General features: G+C 74.1%; 14 protein-coding genes. 2 read left to right on the plus strand and 12 right to left on the minus strand.

The genetic code is table 11. The annotated features are described in order from the left end of the window. From ACFHW0_RS27550 to ACFHW0_RS27585, 8 genes are all read right to left on the minus strand, one after another. On the minus strand, nucleotides 1-4,613 hold a 4,613-nt coding region (locus ACFHW0_RS27550), incomplete at its 3' end, for an amino acid adenylation domain-containing protein (protein WP_416612220.1). Continuing rightward, nucleotides 4,610-9,622, minus strand: coding sequence for an amino acid adenylation domain-containing protein (locus tag ACFHW0_RS27555; RefSeq protein ID WP_416612222.1), 5,013 nt, complete (start codon nucleotides 9,620-9,622; stop codon nucleotides 4,610-4,612). The genes ACFHW0_RS27550 and ACFHW0_RS27555, both read right to left, overlap by 4 nt. A gap of 66 nt (nucleotides 9,623-9,688) precedes the next feature. Continuing rightward, a complete protein-coding gene (locus ACFHW0_RS27560; protein WP_121401347.1) occupies nucleotides 9,689-9,895 on the minus strand; it encodes an MbtH family protein in 207 nt (68 codons plus the stop codon). Then, a complete protein-coding gene (gene sbnB, locus ACFHW0_RS27565; protein WP_416612224.1) occupies nucleotides 9,892-10,929 on the minus strand; it encodes a 2,3-diaminopropionate biosynthesis protein SbnB in 1,038 nt (345 codons plus the stop codon). Before sbnB ends, ACFHW0_RS27560 begins: the two co-directional genes overlap by 4 nt. Beyond that, entirely contained in the window at nucleotides 10,923-11,903 is a 981-nt protein-coding gene (gene sbnA, locus ACFHW0_RS27570) for a 2,3-diaminopropionate biosynthesis protein SbnA (RefSeq protein ID WP_416612226.1), read from the minus strand. The genes sbnB and sbnA overlap by 7 nt, the downstream gene beginning before the upstream one ends. A 98-nt stretch (nucleotides 11,904-12,001) precedes the next feature. Next, the gene (locus ACFHW0_RS27575; RefSeq protein WP_416612228.1) at nucleotides 12,002-13,363 is read right to left on the minus strand and encodes a condensation domain-containing protein; all 1,362 of its coding nucleotides are present in this window, start codon (nucleotides 13,361-13,363) and stop codon (nucleotides 12,002-12,004) included. Next, nucleotides 13,360-13,599, minus strand: coding sequence for an acyl carrier protein (locus ACFHW0_RS27580; protein WP_101410848.1), 240 nt, complete (start codon nucleotides 13,597-13,599; stop codon nucleotides 13,360-13,362). Before ACFHW0_RS27580 ends, ACFHW0_RS27575 begins: the two co-directional genes overlap by 4 nt. A gap of 24 nt (nucleotides 13,600-13,623) precedes the next feature. Next, complete coding sequence (locus ACFHW0_RS27585) at nucleotides 13,624-14,580, minus strand: beta-ketoacyl-ACP synthase III (protein ID WP_416612230.1); 957 nt, start codon at nucleotides 14,578-14,580, stop codon at nucleotides 13,624-13,626. A gap of 179 nt (nucleotides 14,581-14,759) precedes the next feature. Here ACFHW0_RS27585 and ACFHW0_RS27590 point away from each other — a divergent pair, with 179 nt between their 5' ends. Further along, nucleotides 14,760-15,596, plus strand: a complete 837-nt coding sequence (locus ACFHW0_RS27590) for an SDR family NAD(P)-dependent oxidoreductase (RefSeq protein WP_416612232.1) — start codon at nucleotides 14,760-14,762, stop codon at nucleotides 15,594-15,596. Here ACFHW0_RS27590 and ACFHW0_RS27595 read toward each other — a convergent pair. The 3 genes from ACFHW0_RS27595 to ACFHW0_RS27605 are packed head-to-tail and all read right to left on the minus strand — an operon-like array spanning nucleotide 15,568 to nucleotide 17,194. After that, nucleotides 15,568-16,314 carry an SDR family oxidoreductase gene (locus tag ACFHW0_RS27595; protein WP_416612234.1) on the minus strand — a complete coding sequence of 249 codons (747 nt, stop codon included), beginning with the start codon at nucleotides 16,312-16,314 and terminating at the stop codon, nucleotides 15,568-15,570. The two genes, ACFHW0_RS27590 and ACFHW0_RS27595, sit on opposite strands and share 29 nt — an antisense overlap. Further along, entirely contained in the window at nucleotides 16,311-16,823 is a 513-nt protein-coding gene (locus ACFHW0_RS27600) for a 3-hydroxyacyl-ACP dehydratase FabZ family protein (RefSeq protein WP_416612236.1), read from the minus strand. The genes ACFHW0_RS27595 and ACFHW0_RS27600 overlap by 4 nt, the downstream gene beginning before the upstream one ends. Before the next feature lie 5 nt (nucleotides 16,824-16,828). Next, nucleotides 16,829-17,194, minus strand: a complete 366-nt coding sequence (locus tag ACFHW0_RS27605) for a hypothetical protein (protein ID WP_416612238.1) — start codon at nucleotides 17,192-17,194, stop codon at nucleotides 16,829-16,831. A 189-nt stretch (nucleotides 17,195-17,383) separates the two neighbouring features. Here ACFHW0_RS27605 and ACFHW0_RS27610 point away from each other — a divergent pair, with 189 nt between their 5' ends. Next, nucleotides 17,384-18,808 carry a hypothetical protein gene (locus ACFHW0_RS27610; RefSeq protein ID WP_416612240.1) on the plus strand — a complete coding sequence of 475 codons (1,425 nt, stop codon included), beginning with the start codon at nucleotides 17,384-17,386 and terminating at the stop codon, nucleotides 18,806-18,808. Nucleotides 18,809-18,873: 65 nt separating this feature from the next. Here the strand turns inward: ACFHW0_RS27610 and ACFHW0_RS27615 are convergent, their stop codons facing one another. Further along, entirely contained in the window at nucleotides 18,874-20,691 is a 1,818-nt protein-coding gene (locus tag ACFHW0_RS27615; RefSeq protein WP_416612242.1) for a BTAD domain-containing putative transcriptional regulator, read from the minus strand. Nucleotides 20,692-20,909: the final 218 nt, after the last annotated feature.

Here is a 20,909-nt window from a genome sequence, read left to right on the forward strand (position 1 = left end):
ACCACCGACGCGTCACCGTCCACGTCGGCGACCATCGCCTCCAACACCGCCCGGTACATGCCACCGAGGCGGGCGACCTGCGCGACGCCGAGGTAACGCAGGTTGGCCTCCAGGGTGATGAAACCGAGTCGGCTGATCACGCCCAGCGGGAACTCGTTCGGGCTGTCGTCGATCGAGTCGGCGTAGTCGATCTCGTCGGTGTCGATCTGGTGGAAGTCGTGGAAGCTGAACCGGACGTCGAGCATCCGGCCGCCGTCGCCGACCTCCCGCTGGAGCACCGGCAGCGGGTACCGGCGGTGCGGCCACAGCTCCAGCTCCCCGGCGAACGTCCGGGCGATCAGCTCACGCCAGGTCCGCGCGCCCGCGTCGTGCACGAACGGCACCGTGTTCAGGTGCATCCCGTAGACCCGGTCGGCGCCGGCGACCTCGGGACGGATGTTGCACACCAGTCCGGTGAAGAAGGAGCCCGATTCGGTCAGCTGGCTCATCACCTTCAGGTGCGCGGCCAGCATCACCGACTTGAACGGCACGCCGGTCTGGCGGGCCAGCGCCCGCAGGCCCGGCTCCAGGTCGTGCAGCGGCACCCAGTGGTCGTACTGGGCGCCCTCCTCGGCGGTGGGGTCGCCCCAGCCCTCCGGCAGGACGAACCGGTCCCGGCCGGCGACCCGGTCGTGCCAGAAGGCGCGGTCGGGTCCGTCGCCGGTGGAGCGCAGCTCGGCGGCGACGGCGTCGGCGAAGCGCACCGGCGGCGCCGGGCGCGGCTCGACCGGCAGCCCGTCGCGGATCCGGTGGTACGCGCCGACCAGCTCCATCATCAGGGAGTGGTAGCTCCAGCCGTCCATGATCGGGTGGCACTCGGTGAGGGTGAGCCACCAGCTGCCGTCCGCGCAGACCCGCGCGTGCAGCCGGAACAGCGCCGGCTGGCCGAGGTCGAACATGTCTGCCCGCTCGGCGGCGATGAAGTCGCGCAGCTCCCGCTCCAGGCCGGCCCGGTCGGTGGCCTGCGCCCGGTCCATGGCGACGGGCATCTCGGCGGTGGCGTGCACGAGCTGCATCGGCACCGGGTAGCCCGTCAGGTCGAACGACGTGCGCAGCACCTCGTGCCGCCGCACCAGCAGCGCGGCGGCCTCCCGGAAGGCGTCGAGGGAGAACTCGCCGGAGTCGGGGATGCGGTAGGTGGTGGCGTTGAGGTAGTGGTTGTGCTCGTCGGCGAGCATCTCCGCGAGCATGCCGAGCTGCACCTGGGTGCACGGGTACGCGTCGACGACGTCGTCGGGCAGCGCGACCCGGTCGGCCTCGGAGATCAGCGCGAACGCCTCGACGGCCGGCTCCGGCGCGGCCGGCGCGGGGCGGCCGGTCAGGAACTCCGCCAGCTCGGCGATGCTGCGGCGCTCGAAGAGGTCGCGCACCTGCACGTCGAAGCCGGCGGCCCGGATGGCGGCGGCGAGCGCCACGGCGCGGATCGAGTCGCCGCCGACGTCGAAGAAGCCGTCCTCGACGCCGACCCGCTCCAGGCCGAGCAGCTCCGCCCAGATCGCGGCGAGCCGCTCCTCCACCTCCGTACGCGGCGCCAGGTAGGGCCGGTCGGTGGCGGTGACCGTACGGTCGGGCGCGGGCAGCGCCCGCTTGTCGAGCTTGCCGTTGACGGTCAGCGGCAGCCGGGCCAGCGGGACGAACGCCGACGGGATCATGTACTCGGGCAGGGTGCGGGCCAGCGCCGCGCGCACCTGCCCCGGCCGGGGCAGCTCCGCCTGCTCGTCGACGACCGAGTACGCCACCAGCCGCCGGTCGCCGGGGGTGTCCTCGCGGACGACGACCACGGCCTCCCGCACCCCGGGCAGGGCCGAGATGGCGGCCTCGATCTCGCCAAGCTCGACCCGGTAGCCCCGGATCTTCACCTGGTCGTCGATCCGGCCGACGAACTCGAGGCTGCCGTCGGCGCGCCGGCGGGCCAGGTCGCCGCTGCGGTAGAGGCGGGCGCCGGGCGGGCCGAACGGGTCGGGCACGAACCGCTGCGCGGTCAGTCCGGGCCGGTTCAGGTAGCCCCGGGCCACGCCGGGCCCGCCGACGTGGATCTCGCCGGTGACGCCGACCGGCACCGGATTGCCGTACGAATCGAGCAGGTGGATGCTCAGGTCGGCCAGCGGGACGCCGATCGGGTTGGCGGTGCCGGCCAGGTCGTCGGGGCGCACCTCGTAGTAGGTGGCGTGCACGGTGATCTCGGTGATGCCGTAGAGGTTCAGCAGCCGGGGCACGGTCAGCCCGCGACGTGCCACCCAGGGGCCGAGGTCGCCGTACTCCAGCTTCTCCCCGGCGAAGACGACCGCGCGCAGCGCGAGCCGGTCGATGCGGGGGTCGCCGTCGCGGGCCAGTCCCACCAGGCCGCGGAAGGCCGTCGGGGTCTGGTTGAGCACGGTGACCCGCTCCTCGACCAGGAGGTCGAGCAGGTCGGCGGGGGAACGGGTGACCTCCCGGGGCACCACCACCAGGCGACCGCCGTGCAGCAGGGCGCCCCACAGCTCCCACACCGACACGTCGAAGGCGTAGGAGTGGAACAGCGGCCACACGTCGGCGGGGCCGAAGTGCAGCTCGTCCTGCGCCACGGTCGTCAGGCGCAGCACGTTGGCGTGCGTCAGGAAGACGCCCTTGGGGCGGCCGGTCGACCCGGAGGTGTAGATGACGTAGATCAGGTTCTCGGGGTCGACGGCGACGCCCGGGTCGGTGCCGGGACGGCCGGCGATCTCCCCGGCGTGCCCGGGGTCGTCCAGCACCACCACGGCGCCGTCGAAGTCGGCGAACCGCGCCCGGTGGGCCTCGGTGGTCACCACGATCCGCGCGCCCGCGTCGGCGAGCGTGAAGTCGAGCCGGTCGGCCGGGACGCCGGGCTCCACCGGCAGGTACGCCGACCCGGACTTCAGCACGCCCAGCAGGGTGGAGACCAGCTCCGCGCGGCGGTCCAGGCAGACCGCCACCAGCCGCTCCGGGCCGGCGCCGAGGGCCCGCAGGTGGTGCGCCAGCCGGTTCGCGGTGGCGTCCAGTTCGGCGTACGTCCAGCGTCGCGCGCCGTCCACGACGGCGGTCGCGTCGGTGTGGGCGGCGGCGGTGGCGGCGAAGACGCCGTGCACCGTGCCGGTCACCGCGGCGGCGGGGCGGGCCGGGGCGGGGGTCGCCGCCGCCAGCTCGGCGTCGTCGAGGATGCGCAGCGCGGAGATCCGGGCGTGCGGGTCGGCCCCGATGTGCTCCAGCAGCCGGCCGAGGTGGTCGGCCATCCGCCGCACCGTGGCCCGGTCGAACAGCGCGGTCGCGTACTCCAGGTGCCCGCGCAGCCGGCCGTCGGCGCCCTCGACGACGTGCAGTTGCAGGTCGACCTTGGCGACCCGGGTGGGCAGCCAGAGCGGCTCGGCGGCGAGGCCGGCCGGCCAGGTGCCGCCGGGAGCGTCGTCGCCTAGGGTGAAGGCGACCTGGTAGAGCGGGGTGCGGGACAGGTCCCGCTCCGGTTCGAACTCGTCGACCAGTAGCGCGAACGGCACGTCGGCGTGCGCGAAGGCGTCCCGCACGGTGGCGCGGGTGCCGCGCAGCAGCTCCGCGAAGGTGGGGTCCCCCGTCCAGCTGCCCCGCAGGACCAGGTTGTCGATCCCGTACCCGACGAGGTCGCGCAGCTCGGCGCGGTCGCGCACGGAGGTCACGCTGCCCACGGGGATGTCGGTCCGGCCGGTGTGGCGCGACAGCAGCGCCTGGAAGGCGGTGAGCAGGGTGACGAAGAGGGTGGTCTCCGCGCCGCGGGCGATCTCCCGCAGCGCGGCGGAGAGGTCGGCGGAGAGCGCGAACGGGACCGACGCGCCCCGCCAGTCACGCACGCGGGGCCGGGGCCGGTCGGCGGGCAGCTCCAGCGGGGCGATGCCGGCGAGGCGGTCGCGCCAGTGCTCCAGGTGCCGCTCCAGCGGCTCGCCGCGCAGCCGGTCGCGCTGCCACGCCGCGAAGTCGGCGAACTGCACGGCCGGCGGCGCCAGCGGCGACCGCTCGCCCCGGACGAACGCGCCGTACAGCTCGGCCAGGTCGCCGAGGAGGACCGCCGTGGAGGGCGCGTCGCAGGCGATGTGGTGGATCACCAGCACCAGCACGTGCTCGGCGGGGCCGAGGCGCAGCAGCGTCGCCCGTACCGGCCACTCGGTGGCCAGGTCGAAGCCGGTGGCGGCCAGGTCGGTCATCAGCGCGGCGGCCCGGTCCTCCCGTTCGGCCTCCGGCAGGGCGGTCAGGTCGACCAGCGGCAGCTCCTGCGGCCGGGGCTCGTCGACGACCTGCACCGGCGTCAGGTCGGCCGTCGCGTACCGGGTGCGCAGGATCTCGTGCCGGGCGATCAGGGCGTTCCACGCCCGGCCCAGCGTGGCCCGGTCCAGCGGGCCGCGCAGCCGCAGCGCCGAGGAGACCAGGTACTCCGGGCTGGTGGGGTCCAGCCGGTTGAGGAACCACATCTGCTGCTGGCCGAAGGAGAGCGGCAGGTCGCCCGAGCGGTCGACGGTCGGGATCCCGGCGCGCCGACCGGCGGCCCTGCCCGCCAGCCGGCGTTGGACGAGCGACTCGCGCAGGTTGGGCTGGTTCGCGGTCGAGGTCATGCCTGGTGCTCCTTGGTCTGCCGCAGGTCTTCGGTCAGGTCGGCGTCGGAAAGTGCGTCCACCTCGGCCCGGATGAGGTCCTCCACCGCGACCGCCATCGCCTCGACGGTCGGGTGCTCGAAGACGAGCCGCAGCGACACGTCGAGGTCGAACTCCTCCTGGAGGCCGGCGACCAGCCGGCCCGCCAGCACGGAGTGCCCGCCCATGGCGAAGAAGTTGTGCCGCACGCCGACGGGCACGCCCAGCAGGTCGCTCCAGATGGCGCAGAGGCGTTCCTCGACGACCGTGCGCGGCGCGACGAGGGCGTCCGCGGCGCCGGCGGCGCCGGTCGACACGGCGTGCGAGAGCAGGTCGAGCAGGGCGGCGCGGTCCACCTTGCCGTTGGCGTTGAGCGGGATCTCGGCCACCGGCACGAGCAGGCTCGGCGTCATGTAGTCGGGCAGCAGCCGGGCGCAGTGCGCGGCCAGGTCGGGCGCCTCGCCCCGGTAAAAGGCGACCAGCCGTTCCTCGTGGACGATGACCGCGCACCGGGCCACCCCGGGGTGTTCCTCGACGACCGCGCGGATCTCGCCGAGTTCGATCCGGTAGCCGCGAACCTTCACCTGGTCGTCGACCCGGCCGACGAAGTCCATCACCCCGTCCGGGCGCATCCGGACCAGGTCGCCGCTGCGGTAGAGCCGGCTGCCCGGCGGCCCGTACGGGTCGGGCACGAACTTCTCCGCGGTGAGGTCCGGTCGGCCGGCGTACCCGGTGGCCAGGCACTCGCCGCCGATGTGCAGCTCACCGACGACCCCGACCGGCAGCAGCCGCAGCGCGTCGTCGAGCACCCGGACGGTGGTGTTCGCCATCGCCCGGCCGATCGGCACGATGTCGCTCGTCTGCGGCGTCCGCACCGGGTGGGCCGTCATGACGACCGTGGTCTCGGTCGGCCCGTAGCTGTTGGTGAGGCCACCCGGCCCGAGCCGGTCCAGCCACCGGTTGGCGATCTCCCTGCGCAGCGCCGCGCCGGCCGTCCAGATCAGGCCGGAGAGCTGGCCCGCCTGCTCGTCGTCGAGCTGCTCGGTGAGCAGCTCCAGGTGCGGCGGGGTCATGATGAACCGGTCGAACGGGCCGGCCTTGACGAGCAGGGCGCCCAGCTCGGCGATGTCGAGGGCGGCGGGCAGCAGGGTCACCGACTGCCCCGAGACCAGCGGGCTGAACAGGTTCGGGATGGACAGGTCGAAGGCGATGGTGGTGAACAGCGGCGCGCCGTCGCCCCGCCCCGCGCGCGGCCCCCGGTCGCCCAGGGCCTCGGTCTCGACGGCGCAGGCGAGGAAGTTGGACACCGCCCGGTGCGGCAGGAGCACGCCCTTGGGGCGGCCGGTGGAGCCGGAGGTGAACAGCACGTAGGCGGTCTCGGCCGGGTCGGTGTCCCGGTCCGGCCGGTGGGTGGGGCCGGCGCAGACCATCAGCCGGTGGGTGTCCACGTGCAGGGTCGGCACGGTGAACCTGGGCGCGTACGCCGCCTGGGTGACGCCCAGCTCCACGCCGGCGGTGGCGAGCATGTGCCCGATCCGCTCGGCGGGGTACGACGGGTCGAGCGGCAGCACGGCCGCCCCCGCCTTCCAGGTGCCGAGGATCGCCGCGACCAGGTCGACGCCCCGGTCCAGCAGCACGGCCACCACCGCGCCCCGGGCGACGCCCGAGCGTCGCAGGTGGTGGGCGAACTGGTTGGCCCGGTCGTCCAGCGCCGCGTAGGTGGTGATGAGGTCGCCGTGGCGCAGGGCCACCGCGTCCGGCGTCCGGCGGCGCTGGGCCTCGAAGAGGTCGCAGACCGTCGCGGTGGAGCGGGGCACCGTGGGACCGTGCGCCTCGTGCAGGAGCAGGTGCCGCTCGCCCGGCGAGAGCAGGTCGAGGTCGTCGAGCGGGGTCCGCGGCTCGGCCACCGCCACGGCGAGCAGCCGGACGAAGTGGTCGGCCATCCGCCGGACGGTCGGCTCGTCGAACAGGGCGGTGGCGTACTCCAGGCTGCCGGCCAGGGTGCCGTCGGGGCGGGGCCAGACGTGCATGGTGAGGTCGGTCTTCGCGATCCGGGCCGCCCGGCGCAGGGCGTCCAGCAGGGCCTCGTCGTCGGTCGACTGGCCGGTGATGCCGCCCTCCTGGGCGTTGAGCATCACCTGGTAGAGCGGGGTGCGGGAGAGGTCGCGGACGTCGACGAGTTCGTCGACCACCCGCTCGAAGGGCAGGTCCTGGTGGGCGAGGGCGGCCAGGGTCCGGGACCGCACGGCCCGCACGGCCGCCTCGAACGGCGCGGCCGGGTCCAGGGTGCAGCGCACCACCACGGGGTTGAGGAAGACCCCGGCGATCTGTTCCGCCTCGGGGGGCCGTCGACCGGAGGTGGGCGCGCCGACGGCGACGTCCCACTGCCCGCTGTAGCGGGCCAGCAGGGTGGCGAAGCCCGCCAGCATGGTCATGAACGGGGTCGCCGAGCAGCGCCGGCCCAGTGCGGTCAGCCTCTCCGCGAGCTGCGCCGGCACCTCGAACTCGACGTGCGCCCCGCGCGGGTCGCGCTCGGCCGGCCGGGGCCGGTCCAGCGGGAGGGCCATCTCGGGCACCCCCGCCAGGTGTTCGCGCCAGAAGCCGAGCTCCCGCTCGACCCGGTCGTCGGTGAGGTACCGGCGCTGCCAGGCCGCGTAGTCGGCGTAGTGCACCGTCAGCTCCGGCAGGTCGGGCTCCCGGCCGGCGGCGCTCGCCGCGCAGATTTCGCGCAGGTCCCGCTCCAGGACCCCGGCGGTGGTCGCGTCGGAGGCGATGTGGTGCAGGGCCACCAGCAGCAGGTGGTCCGCTCCGGCCGAGGTGACCAGGGTGGCCCGCCACAGCGGCCCGGTGCGCAGGTCGAAGCCCCGGCCGAGCTGGGCGTCGACGAGGTCGACGAGCGGGGTCTCGGCCGCGTCGCAAACCGTGAGGTCGACGGGGCCGGGCGGATCGACGCGCTGGTGCGGCTCGCCGTCGCGGGCCAGGTAGCGGGTGCGCAGCGCCTCGTGCCGGGCCTCCAGCGCGGTCAGCGCCGCCCGTACGGTCTCGGGTGCCAGCGAGCCGGGCAGGCGCAGGTAGAGCGGCACCACCCACTCGGGGCTGCCCGGGTGCAACTGGTCCAGCAGCCACAACCGCCGCTGGGCCGGGGAGAGCGGCAGCGGGCCGGTGCGGGGCACCGGGACCACCGCCGACGTCGCGGGGGCGCCGCCGGTCAGCAGGGCGGCCTGCGCCTCGACGGTGCTCGCGGCGAGCAGCTCCCGCAGCTCGATCCGCACGCCCGCCTCGGTGGCGAGGCGGCTGGCGAGGCGGACGGTCACCAGCGACGACCCGCCGAGCTGGAAGAGGTCGTCGTGCACCCCCACCCGGTCGACGTCGAGCAGCTCCTGCCAGAGCCGGGCGACCAGCCGCTCGGCGTCGGTGCGCGGAGCCAGGTAGGCCGTCGCGTCGACGGTCTCGACGGGCGGCAGCGCGGCCCGGTCGACCTTCCCGCCGGTGGTGAGCGGGAACTCCGCCACCGGGACGAACACGGCCGGCACCAGGGCGTCGGGCAGCCGGTCGGTCAGGAAGGACCGCAGCTGCGCGGCGGTCAGGGGGCGCCGGCCGGCGACGTACGCGGCCAGGCGGGGGCTGCCGCCAGGCTCGGCGAAGCCGACGACGACCGCCCGCCGGACGTCCGGGTGGGCGGCCAGCGCGGCCTCCACCTCGCCCGGCTCGATGCGTACCCCATTGATCTTGAGCTGATCGTCGGCGCGGCCGACGAACTCCAGGCTCCGGTCCGCGCGCCACCGGACCTGGTCGCCGGTGCGGTAGAGGCGCGCGCCGGGCGGCCCGTACTCGTCCGGCACGAACCGCTCCGCGGTCAGGTCGGGCCGGTTGAGGTAGCCGCGGCCGAGCCCGGCCCCGCCCACGTAGAGGTCGCCGACCACGCCGATCGGCACCGGCCGCCGGTTCGCGTCGAGCACCTGGAGGCGGAGGTTGTCCAGCGGCCGGCCGATCGGCACCGGCCCGGTGCGCTGGGCGAGGTCGACCTGCTGGGCCGTCACGTCGATGGCGCACTCGGTCGGGCCGTAGGTGTTCCAGACCCGTGTCCCGGGCGCCACCGCCAGCCGCTGGCACAGCTCGGCGTGCAGCGGCTCGCCGGCGGAGAAGACCAGCCGCAGCGAGGTGCACCTCGGCCAGTCCGGCTCCTCGGTCACCAGTTGTAGCACCGACGGGACGCCCTGGAGCACGGTCGCCCGGTACCGGACGACCGCCGCCACCAGGGCGGCCGGATCGCGTTCGGCGCCGTCCGGCGCGAGCGCCACCGTCGCCCCGCAGATCAGCGGGGCGAAGAACTCCCAGCCGGCGGCGTCGAAGCTCACCGCGGTCTTCTGCAGCACCCGGTCCGCCGGCGACAGGCCGTGCTGCCGGACCGTCCAGGCCACCCGGTTGCCGATGGCCCCGTGGGTGACGACCACGCCCTTGGGCCGGCCGGTCGAGCCGGAGGTGTAGATGACGTACGCCGCGTTGTCGGGGTCGATGCGGACCGGCGGCGCGGTGTCCGGTCCGGCCGCGATCCGGGACCGGTCGGCGTCCAGGCAGACCACGTGGGACGGCCCGGCCAGCCCGTCGTCGCGCAGGTCGGCCTGGGTGAGCACGACGTCCACCCCGGTGTCGGCGACGATCCACCGCCGCCGGTCCACCGGGTGCGCCGGGTCCAGCGGCAGGTACGCGCCGCCGGCCCGCCACACCCCGAGCAGGGCGACGACGAGGTCGACCCCCCGGCGCAGATACACGCCGACCGTCGACTCCGGACCGACGCCCAGCCCGATCAGGTGCTGGGCGAGCTGGTTGGCGCGCCTGTCGAGTTCGGCGTAGCCGACCCGTACGTCGCCGGCGAGCACCGCGGTCGCGTCGGGCGTCGCCGCGGCCTGGCCGGCGATCAGGTCCGGCAGGACGACGGGATCGACCGTGCCCGCTCCGGCGGCCGGCGGGGTGGACAGAGGGGTGCTCATCGGGGTGCTCCTCCGGGGTGGGGGGTCGATCGCGGACGGCCGGGGGTCACGCCTGCCGTGGGCCCGTCAGACGGACGCGCCGTCCATGCGCAGGCGCAGGCTCTTCGGCCGCATGTCGGTCCAGAGCTCGTTGATCCGGCTGAGGCACTCGTCCCGGGTGCCCTCGGTGCCCTCGGCCCGCCAGCCGGCCGGCAGCGCCCGGTCGCTCCACCAGATCGAGTACTGCTCCTCGTCGTTGAGCACCACCAGGTAGCTGCGGTCGTCGTCGCTCATGTTCTCTCCCTCGTGGGTTCCGCGGTCGCCACGGCGGCGGCCGGTACGGGTGTGAAGTCGTCGATCCGCACGCCGAGGCCACGCCGGGCCGCCGTGCGGCGGACGTGTTCGGCCAGCGCGATGTCCAGCACGCCCAGCCCGAACGGCGAGACCACCACCGGTCCGGGGACGTCGACCGGGGGCAGCGCCGCGCCACCGGCCAGCCGGCCGATGGTGGTGTGGATGAAGTCCCGGCCGCCGGTAAGCTGCTCGGCCAGGTGCAGCGAGGTGCGCTCCCGGCACACGTGGTCGGGGTCGTCGACGACATTGCGGGCCGCCAGCACCGCCCGGGGGTGCAGGTCCCGCAGCGACAGGTGCAGCACCACGCTCTCCGGCTGGCAGGCGGTCAGCTCCAGGTGCGGTTCGCTGGCGGTGGTGGCGATCGAGACCAGCCGGTGGGCGGCCAGGGCCTGCTCGGCGCCCGCCACCACGCTGATCGTCGTGGCCGGCAGCAGGGCCGCCGCCCGGGCGGCGAACGCCTCGGCCCGGCGCGGGTCGGTGTCGTGCAGCACGAGTGAGGCCGGCGGCGCCAGGGCCACCGTCAGGAAGCGCAGCACCTGCTCGTTGATCAGCCCGCAGCCGATCAGCGCCAGGCCGTCCGGGCGGGACCCGGCGGTCAGCAGCTGCGCGGCGAGGGCCGCGCCGGCCGCGGTACGCCGGGCGGAGACGACCGAGCCCTCGATGACCGCCTCGGGCCGGCCGGTCTCCAGCGAGTTGAGCACGATGGCGGCGCTGGCGCGGTCCAGGCCCCGCTCGATGTTCGCCGGGAACGAGGAGATCCACTTCATGCCGGCGGCCGGCGGGTCGGCGCCGAGGTAGGCGGGCAGCCCGATGATGCGGTTGCGGGCGTTGTCGGGGAAACGCAGGAAGACCGAGTGCGGCACGCTCGTGCGGCCCTGCTCGTGCAGCAGGTACGCCTGCCGGACGAGGTCGATGACCCGGGCCTCGTCGCCGTCGAGCACGTCCCGGACCACGGCATGGCCGATGATCAGCATTTGTCGCCCTTCCAGAGGTGGCTGACCTCGCCGAACTGTTCGGTCACCCAGCGATCGGAGTAGATGGTGTCGAGGTAGCGGTCGCCGTTGTCCGGGAAGATCAGGACGCTGGTGCTCCCGGCGGGCAGGTCCGCCATCCGACGCCGCAGCGCGGCCACCGTCGCCCCGGAGGAACCGCCGGCGAGGATGGCCTCCCGGACCGCCAGCAACCGGCAGCCGACCACGCAGTCGAGGTCGGAGACGTGCAGCACCTCGTCCGGCCTGGCGTCGGCGGCCAGCGGGGGCACCACCGAGGCGCCGTGCCCGGGGATCAGCCGGGGCGCGGACGGGTAGCCGAAGATCGCGCTGCCGACGGCGTCGACCGCGACGATCCGGGTGGGGTGGCCGTTCTCGCGCAGGTAGTCGGCGCAGCCGACCAGCGTGCCGCAGGTGCCGGTGGAGCAGAACAGGTAGTCGACCCGGCCGTCCAGCTCGGTCATGATCTCGGCCATGGTCTGCCGCTGGGCCCGGGCGTTGAGCGGGTTGGTGTACTGGTCCGGGCGGTAGGCGCCGGGTACGGTCTCCACCAGCTCGCGCACCCGGCGGCGCCGCACCGCCAGGTACTCGCCGGTCACCGGGTCGGGGTGCTCGATCATGTCGATCTCGGCCTGGTACGCCGCCAGCACCGCCAGGTTCTGCCGGGTGGTCTTCGGGTCCACCACGCAGATGAACCGGATCCCGAAGTACGCGCAGATCTGGGCCAGGCCGATGGCGAGGTTGCCGGAGCTGGACTCCACCACCACGGACCGTCCGGGCACCAGTTCGCCGGATTCGATCTTCCCGCGCAGCATGTTCAGCGCGGCCCGGTCCTTGATGCTCCCACCCGGATTGAACTGTTCGAGTTTCGCGTACGCCCGGGCGGGAAATTCGGGAAACAACCGGTCCAGGCGCACCAGGGGCGTGTTGCCGACCGTGGAGAGAATTCCCTGATCCATTTCAACCCCCTCTCCGGGCTGACGGAAGGTCGCCCGCATCCGCCGTGCGGGCGTCGTGCGGCGCCCCGTCGACGACGGGTGCCGGGTGACCGGGGCGCTCAGCTCATGCCGAGTTCGAGCAGCATCCGCTCGTCGACGTCGCCCGCCAGGCGGGCGTCGGCCACCGTCGCGGCCGGGTCGTCGCAGGCGGCGCCGAGCAGGGCCAGGTACTGGTCGAAGAGCCGCTCGACGGTGGCGCGGTCGAGCAGGTCCGTGTCGTAGTTGAACTCGGTACGCAGGGCCAGGTCCGGTAGCTGGTGGACCGTCACGGCGAGGTCGAACTGGCCCTCGTCGTACGGCACCACCACCTGGCGGACCCGGTGCCCGACGAATCCGTTGCTGGTGTCGGACAGGGTGTCGCCGTGCTGCCGGGTGAGCAACGTGATGGTGACCCGCACCAGCGGGTCCCGGTCCCGGCGGGCCGCCTGGACCAGGGGGAACGGGTAGGCGGCGCGCGCCACCCCGTCCGAGAGCTGGCGTCCCGCGGCACAGATCGCCGCCGCGAAGGTGGTGTCCGGGGCGAACGACGAGCGGAGCACGACCGGGTTCACCAGCATCCCGACCACCTCCCGCAGCGCCCGTCCCCGCCGCACCGAGACCGGGCAGCCGATGGTGAACTCGCGCTGCCCGGTGCACCGGTGCAGCAGCGCCTCGAAGACGCCGAGCAGGACGCTGAACGGGGTGACCGCCAGGGCGGTGGCCGTGGCGCGTACCTGCCGGGCGACCTCGTCCGGCAGCGTCCGGGCCACGGACGCGCCCCGGTAGGACCGGGTGGCGGAGCGGGGCCGGTCGGTGGGCAGGGTGGCGGCGGTGGCCCCGGCGCAGGTGCGGGCCCAGTGCTCGGCCAGTTCGGCGCGGCGGGGGCCGGCCAGCATGGCCTGCTCCCGCGCGACGAACTCGTCGTAGCGGGGGTGCGTGGGCCAGTCGACCGTGCCCCCGCCCCGCAGCACCCGGTACGCGTCGCCGAGGTCCCGCCAGATCAGGTACTGCGAGAGCCCGTCGGTGGCGATGTGGTGGATGACCAGGACCAGCGCGCAGTCCGTGCCCCGACGCAGCAGCACCGCCCGCAGGGGGCCGTCCTGCTCGAGCCGGAGCGGCTCCTCGCCGACGGCGTGGATGAGCGTACGCAGGGCCGCGTCGTCCATGTCACCGACGTCGCGGACCTCGACCGCGCCCGAGCCGGTGGGGTCGACCAGCCGCACCGGCCCCGCTCCGGTCTCGGCGAACCGGGACCGGAGCAGGTCGTGCCGGTCCTGGACGGCGACGAGGGCGGCCCGCAACACGTCGGTGTCGAGGACCGGCTCGGCGAGCACGGCCGTCACCACGTTGCTGGTCGAGCTCTCGGGCGCGAGTCGGTACAGCGCCCACTGCGCGGCCTGACCGACGGACAGCTCCCGGGCGTCCCCGTCGCCGGCGTTCACTTGGCGCCGAGCACGAAGTCGGTCAGGTCCCGGACGCGGACGAAGTTGCCGACCTCCTCGTCCGGCACCTCGATGTCGAAGTGCACCTCGGCGGCGCCGAGCAGGTCGACCAGCTTGAGCGAGTCGAGGCCCAGGTCCACGAAGGTGTCGTCGGCGGAGATCGGCCGGTCCGGCTCCTCGGTCATCAGCTTGCGGGTCAGCTGCTCGACGTCGGCGGCCACCTGGTCAACGGTCATGTCAGTGTCCTTTCGGGAGGGTGTTCAGGGCATCCGGACGATCTGGCCGGCGTACGCGAGGCCGGCGCCGAAGCCGAGCAGCAGCGCCTTGTCGCCGGGCTTGGTCCGGCCGCTCTCGTGCAGCCGGCTCAGCGCGAGCGGCACCGAGGCCGCCGAGGTGTTCCCCGTGTCGATCACGTCCCGGGCGACCTTCTCCTCCGGGATCTCCAGGATCTCGGCGAGCTGCTCGATGATCCGCAGGTTCGCCTGGTGTGGCACGAACCAGTCGATCTCCGACAGGTCGATCCCGGCGCGGGCGCAGGCCTCCCGCGCGACCGGGGGGATGTTCTTGGTGGACCACCGGTAGACCAGCGGCCCGTTCATCGAGGCGTACTCCTTGCCGTCCTTGGCCCACTTCGTGCCGAGGATCGGGGCCCGCCGGCCGTCGCTGCCCCACACCACGGGGCCGATGCCCTGGTTCTCGGAGCGGGAGATCACCGCGGCGCCCGCGCCGTCGCCGAAGATGACGTAGGTCGCCGGGTCCTCGGGGTCGATGAACTCGGTGAGGTGTTCGGCACCGACGACCAGCACGTTGCGCGCCTCGCCGAGCCGGACCGCGTTGGACGCGACCGACACCGAGTAGGCGAAGCCCGCGCAGGCGGCGTTCAGGTCGAACGCGCCGGTCGCCGGGATGCCGATCCGGTGGGCGACCTCCGGCGCGCCGCCCGGGATCCGGTCCCGCTTGGTGGCGGTGGCCAGGATGAGCAGGTCGACCTCGGAGGGGTCGACGTTCGCCATCGCCAGCGCCTTCGCGCCGGCCTCCGCCGACATCACCGGCACGGTCTCCCCGGGACCGGCGGCGTGCCGGGTCTTGATGCCCGTGCGCTCCTCGATCCACTCCGTGGTCACGTCCGTACGCAGTGCGATGTCCGGGTTGGTGACCACGCGGGTGGGCCGATAGGCGCCGAGCCCGGTGATCGCCGAACCGAAGATGCTCGACATCGTTCTCCCTTCGTCAACCCGGCCGGCAGCCGCGTCGAGGACTGCCGGGAGAGAGGCTCGGGCAGCCGCCTCATAGCTTCTCTACATATCGACGCGGCATAGGAATGCCATAGCCGGCGGGGGAAGTCTGCGTCGGGCGCGGACCGCCGGGGCCCGAAGGCCGAGCGAGAAGGTCCAGGATGAGAGACTTCACTGACAGGGTGGCGGTGGTCACCGGCGCCGGCTCGGGCATCGGCCGCGCGCTCGCCGTCGAGCTGGCCGCCCGGGGGGCCCGGCTCGCCGTCTCCGACGTGGACGACGAGGGGCTGCGGGAGACCGTACGGTGCTGCGCGGGCCTCGACGGCCAGGTGCGCGGTTACCGGTTGGACGTGACGGACCGGGCCGCGGTGCTGGCGCACGCCGCGCGGGTCGACGCCGACTTCGGCCGCGCCGACCTGGTCGTCAACAACGCCGGGGTGACCCTGCTCGCCTCGGTCGCCGACGGGGCCTGGGAAGACCTCGAATGGGTGATGAACGTCGACTTCTGGGGGGTCGTGCACGGCACGCGGGCGTTCCTGCCGCTGCTGACGGCGTCGCGCGGGCACCTGGTCAACGTCTCCAGCGTGCTGGGGCTGGCCGGCGCGCCGATGCAGAGCGGGTACAACGCCGCCAAGTTCGCCGTCCGGGGCTTCACGGAGGCGGTGGCGCAGGAGCTGCGCGCCGACGGGGTGCCGGTCAGGGTGAGCTGCGTGCACCCGGGCCGGATCAGGACGAACATCATGCGCAATGCCCGCAACGACGGGCTGCGCGACTACCAGGCGGTCCGGGAGCACTTCGAGCGCTCGGTCGACGTCTCGGCGGAGCACGCCGCCCGCGCCATCCTGCGCGGGGTGGCCCGCAACCGGGCCCGGATCCTGGTCGGGGCGGACGCCTACCGCACCGAGATCCTGACCCGGCTGCTCGGACCCTGGTACCCGAGGGTGGCCGCCGGCCGTGGCCGGCGGCCGGTCACATCGACAGGCCGCCGTCCACGGTGATCACCTGACCGGTCAGGTACGACGCCCGGGAGGAGAGCAGGAACGCCACCACGTCGGCGATCTCCTCGCTGCGCCCGAGCCGGCCCAGGGCCACCCGGTCCCGGGCGATCGCGCCCAGCTCGTCGGAGAGGGCGGCGATCATGTCCGTGTCGACGTAGCCGGGCGCCACCACGTTCGCCCGGATGTCGTACCGGCCGACCTCCTTGGCCAGCGCCTTGGTGAAGCCGATGATCCCGGCCTTGGAGGCGGAGTAGTTCGTCTGCATCGCGTTGCCGGCCACCCCGGACACCGAGGAGACCGTGACGATCGACCCGCTACGCCTGCGCATCATCCGGCGGACCACCGCGCGGCAGACGTGGTAGGTGCCGTCGAGGTTCACCTCCATCACGGAGCGCCAGTCGGCGTCGGCCATCAGGGCCAGCGGCCGGTCCCGGATGATCCCCGCGACGGTGACCACCGCGTCGGGGTCGCCCAGCTCCCGCTCGGTGGTCGACACGAAGTCCCGCACCGCGGCGGCGTCGGCGACGTCGACCGCCAGCGCGAGCACGCGTCCGCCGTCCGCGGCCGCCTGCGCGACAACCTCGTCGGCGGCGTCCCTGCTGGACTGGTAGCACATGGCCACGTCGTAGCCGTCCCGGACCAGCCGCAGCACCACTGCCCGGCCGATGCCCCGGGAGCCGCCGGTGACCAGGGCGACGGGCCGCCCGCCGGCGCTCACCGCGCCGCCCCGGACGCCGCCGGGGCCGGCTCGGCCGGCTGCGCGGGGGCCGCCGCGCGGGGCTCCCGGGTCACCGCGTCGAGGGACGCGCGCAGGGACTCCACCGATCGCATCGCACCGACCAGGCGGCCCACCCGCAGCACCACGGTGGACCCGACGACGCTCTCGCCGGTGACGAAGGCGGTGTCGGCGACCAGCCGGTTCATGGTGACGTGGTGCTCCACCGTCTCCCAGGGCAGCACCGGCCGGCCGAACCGGATGTGCTCGAAGACCCCGGCCACCGGCACGCCGTCGGTCAGCACGTCCGGCATCGGCCGGTCGTGCCGGATCAGCACGAGCGCCGCCTGCCCCCAGGACTCCAGCAGCAGCGACATCGGCAGCGGCCGGTCACCGGTGACGGTCAGCGAGCCCACCAGCCGCCGCCGGGGCACCAGCTCGGTGACCCGGTCGACCAGCAGCATCGGCGGCCGGTGCGGGATGATCCGCCTGATCTCCTCGATCCCCATCATGGGGCTCACTCCTCGCTCGCGTAGCGCAGCAGCACCTCGGCGACCGGCACGGCGGCGGCGACGACCTCGCCCCGCCACAGGTCGCCGCTGCGGCGGATGGTCACGACGAGTTCGTCGTCGCCCCGGAAGGGCAGCAGGAACCGGCAGCTGACGATCTCGGTCAGCGTCAGCCCGGGGGCCGCGGCGCGGACCGCCCGGTGCACGAACTCGAAGATGTGGACCCCGGGCAGCAACGGAAATCCCGGGTAGTGGCCGGCGAAGACCGGATCGCCGAGGTCGGGGCGGATCCTGGCCACGATCGTGTCGGGTGCGACGTGCTCCACGTCGATGGGAACGGCCGTCGCGCAGTCGGCCGATGTCAGGGCGTTCACCAGGCCACCATGGGGTCGGCGGCTATATCTTCTCTACTGTCCCGGGATCGCGGCGCTGGTCACGCCGGTCACGTCGCCCGTGATGACGTTCCTCACCATCGTCAGGCATTGATCGCACTCACTGAGATCGGCTTGGATGGGCGCGCACGCTCCGTACCGCTCCGCTCACCCCACGATCCAGGAGAGCCCTTGTCCAGGCCCCCGCTCCGGACGCGCCGGTCGCACGCCCTCGTCGCCGTGACCGTCCTGGCCTCCGCCCTCGCGCTGCTTCCGCCCACCCCCGCGCACGCGTGGGGCCCGGGCACCGAGCCGACCCGGCCGTACCCGCTGCCGGCCCCCGCCGACGTGCCCGTGCGGGGCTGCCAGTCCACCGTCGCCGACCCCACCGCGCCGACCGGCGCCTCTCCCGCCGTCCAGGTGATCTACGCGTGGCACGAGGGCAACGGCAACAACTACGAGGCGAACGTCGAGTACATCGCCAAGGTCGTCGACCGCGTCGACTGGGCCCTCGACCAGTCCACCGACCACGACCAGCACCTGAGGCTCAGCTGCCGCGGCGGGTACGACACCGGCAGCTACGCCGGGTACGCCCGGGCCCTCGTCGTGCCCGAGAAGATCGAGGCCGGGGCCAACCCGAACACCGGCGCGGAGGTGGTCCGCGACGACCTGGTCGCCGCGGGCTACGGCGACAGCAACCGGATCTACCTGGTCTTCACCGACTTCGCGTCGAACTCGGACGCGTACCAGTGCCCCACCGGCGGCGGGTTCACCCCGACCTCCCCCGCCAAGCTCTGCTCGGCGGTCACCGAGTCGTGGACCACCGGGGTGGCCGGGCACGAGCTGTTGCACGTGCTCGGCGCCCCGCACTCCTGGATGACCGAGGCGGGGCAGTACTTCTACCCGGAGATCATGGTCAACTGGCTGGAGCACTGGAACACCGACCCGGGCTTCCGTAACTACTACGACCCCAGCGAGCCGTCGGCCACGTTCCACATCGACCCGGCCCCGTCGAGCGTCAAGCGGAACATCGCCGGCCACCCGATGCTGACCGCCCCGGTCTGCTGCGACGTCGGTGCCAACAACGACCTGCTCACCGCCGAGCAGCGCACCGCCGAGGCGGTCACCCCGGGCAGCGCCACGAGCACGTTCACCTCGTCGGGCGGGTGGCACCAGGTCACCCCGTCCTGCGGCGACGCGACGGTCTCCTGCGTCTACTTCGACGGCCGGCGCTCGGTGCAGTTCCACACCTCCAGCGGGCCCGCCACCAGCTCGGCCATCTGGCTGACCAGCAGGGTAGCGGTGACCGCCGGCCGGACGTACAAGATGTTCGCCCGGCTGCGCAGCGGCACGGCTGTCGACGCGCGACTCCAGCTCGCCTGGTACGCCGCCAACGGCACCCTGCTGTCGACCGCCTCCGGCCCCACCGCCGCTCTCGCCGGCAACTGGCTGGAACACCGGGTGACGGCCATCGCCCCGGCCAACGCCGCCACGGTACGGCTCACCGTGTCCGTACCGGCCCAGGCCACCACGGGCAGCCACGCGGTCACCATCGACAGCCTCCAGCTCAACGACTGCGCGGCGAACACCGGCGGGACCTGTCGCTACGACACCTGAGCGTTGGCGCGGGCACCCGCTCGGCGCGGGCCGGACGGCCCGCCCCGGGCGACCCGGCGCCGGTGTCAGCTCCCGACCGCGCTCAGCGCCCCGGCGCCGGCCACCAACAGCCGGTCGGCCTGGTCGGCCTTCTCCCGGGCGAAGACGCGGACGAGGTCGTGGAAGCGGAACCGCTGCCGCCGGCCGCCGTCGGACTCGACGATCTCCAGCAGCCGGGCGTCGACCAGGTTCTCCCCCACCTCCTCGCCGGCGTGCCGGGACACGCCCAGCACCTCCGCGGTGCACCAGCTGGGGAAGGCCGGCGCGCGCAGCAGCGCCAGCCGGCGCAGGGCGAGCTGGCCCAGGTCGGCCAGCTGGTGATAGCTGCTGTCCAGCCGTTCCCGGACGTCCATCGAGCCCAGCCGGAGCTCGTCCAGCCGGTACCGCTCGTCGGCGAGCCGGTCCGCCAGGTACCCGAGCGACCAGTGCGGGCGCGCCAGCAGCCGGGATCCGGCGACCCGGACGCCGAGCGAGAGCCGACCGCACAGCTCGACGATCCGGCCGGCGGCCTCGGCCTCCTCGGCGACCCGCTGCGCCCCGATGATCCGGCCGAGCAGCACGAGCGCCTGCTGCCGGTCGAGGGTGCCGACCTCGATCGACGTGGCGCCGGCCAGCTCGGGCATCCGGAGCCGGCTGGTGACGATGACCTGGCAGCCGGGGTCGCCGGGCAGCAGCGGGCTCACCTGCGCGTAGTCCGCGGTGCCGTCGAGCATGACCAGCAGCCGCCGGCCGGCGAGCTGGCTGCGGTAGAGCCGGACCCGCTCGTCGAGCCCCTTCGGGATCGCCGACTCGGCGTGCCCGAGGCTGCGCAGGAACCAGCCGAGCACGTCGTACGGCTCGACGGCGTTGCCCCGCGCGCGACCGAGGTCGGCGTAGAGCTGACCGTCGGGGAAGGCGGTCCGGGTGAGGTGGGCCGCGTGCAGGGCGAGCGTGCTCTTGCCGACGCCGGCCATCCCGGTGACCACGGCGACCGGCGGGCAGACCTTCGGCTCGGCGGTCAGCACCCGCAGCAGCCCGTTCAGCTCCTCCTCCCGCCCGGCGAAGTCACCGACGCCGGGCGGGAGCATCGCGGGCCGCACCCCGTGCCAGCTCTGCTCCGCGACGACCGCCGGGGCCTGGGGGCCGCCGAGGATCGACCGGTACGCCTCGGTGAGCAGCGGCCCCGGGTCGACGCCCAGTTCGTCGGCGAGCACCTGGCGGCCCTCGTGGTAGGCGGCCAGCGCGTCGGCCTGCCGGTCGCTGTGCAGCAGGGCGGTCATCAGCTGGCCCCGCAGCCCCTCGTGCAGCGGGTGCTCGGCGACGAGCTGGGTGATCTCGGGGACCAGCCGGACGTGGTGCCCCAGCCGCAGGTCGGCTTCGATCCGGCTCTCCCGGACCGCCATCCGCAGCTCCGCCATGCGGTGCGCCTCGGCCGCCGCGAGGTGCTCGGTCACGTTGGACAGCGCGGGGCCGCGCCACAGCGACATGGCGGCGTGCAGCCGCTCGGCGGCCTCGGCGTGCCGCCCGTCACGCAGCGCCTCCCGACCGGCCTCGGCCAGGCGCTCGAACTCGTCGAGGTCGAGCCGGGCGGCGCCGATGCGGATCTGGTACCCCGACCACTGCCGGACGATGTCCACCTCGGCGCCGAGGTACTTGCGCAGCCGCGAGACGTAGTTGTAGAGCTGGGCGGCGAAGGTGGCCGGCGGGCGCTCCCCCCAGAGCAGCTCGCAGAGCCGGGTGTCCGGCACGGTACGCCCCTCGGCGAGCAGCAACGCCGCGAGCACGGTGCGCTGCTTCGCACCGTCCAGCGCCACCTCCGAGTCACCCTTCCAGGCCCCCACCGGCCCCAGTACCCGAAACTCCATCCCTGGCTCCGTTCATCGCGCCGCCCCGGGTAGAACAGTCGCCCGAAGACTCATCGGCACCGGCACGGTCCACATGCGTGGTCGGCACTCAATTTCCCGACGGCGTCACGCTGACCGTTCAACTGATCACTGATCGTGACTAGGATGGGGCGGGTCACACGTGGAGCGAGGAGCCGCCGCCGGCCCGGTCGGTCCCGCCGTCCGGAGGCCCCGGCGGG

Source organism: Micromonospora sp. LOL_025, assembly GCF_048060285.1.
Taxonomy (GTDB): domain Bacteria; phylum Actinomycetota; class Actinomycetes; order Mycobacteriales; family Micromonosporaceae; genus Micromonospora.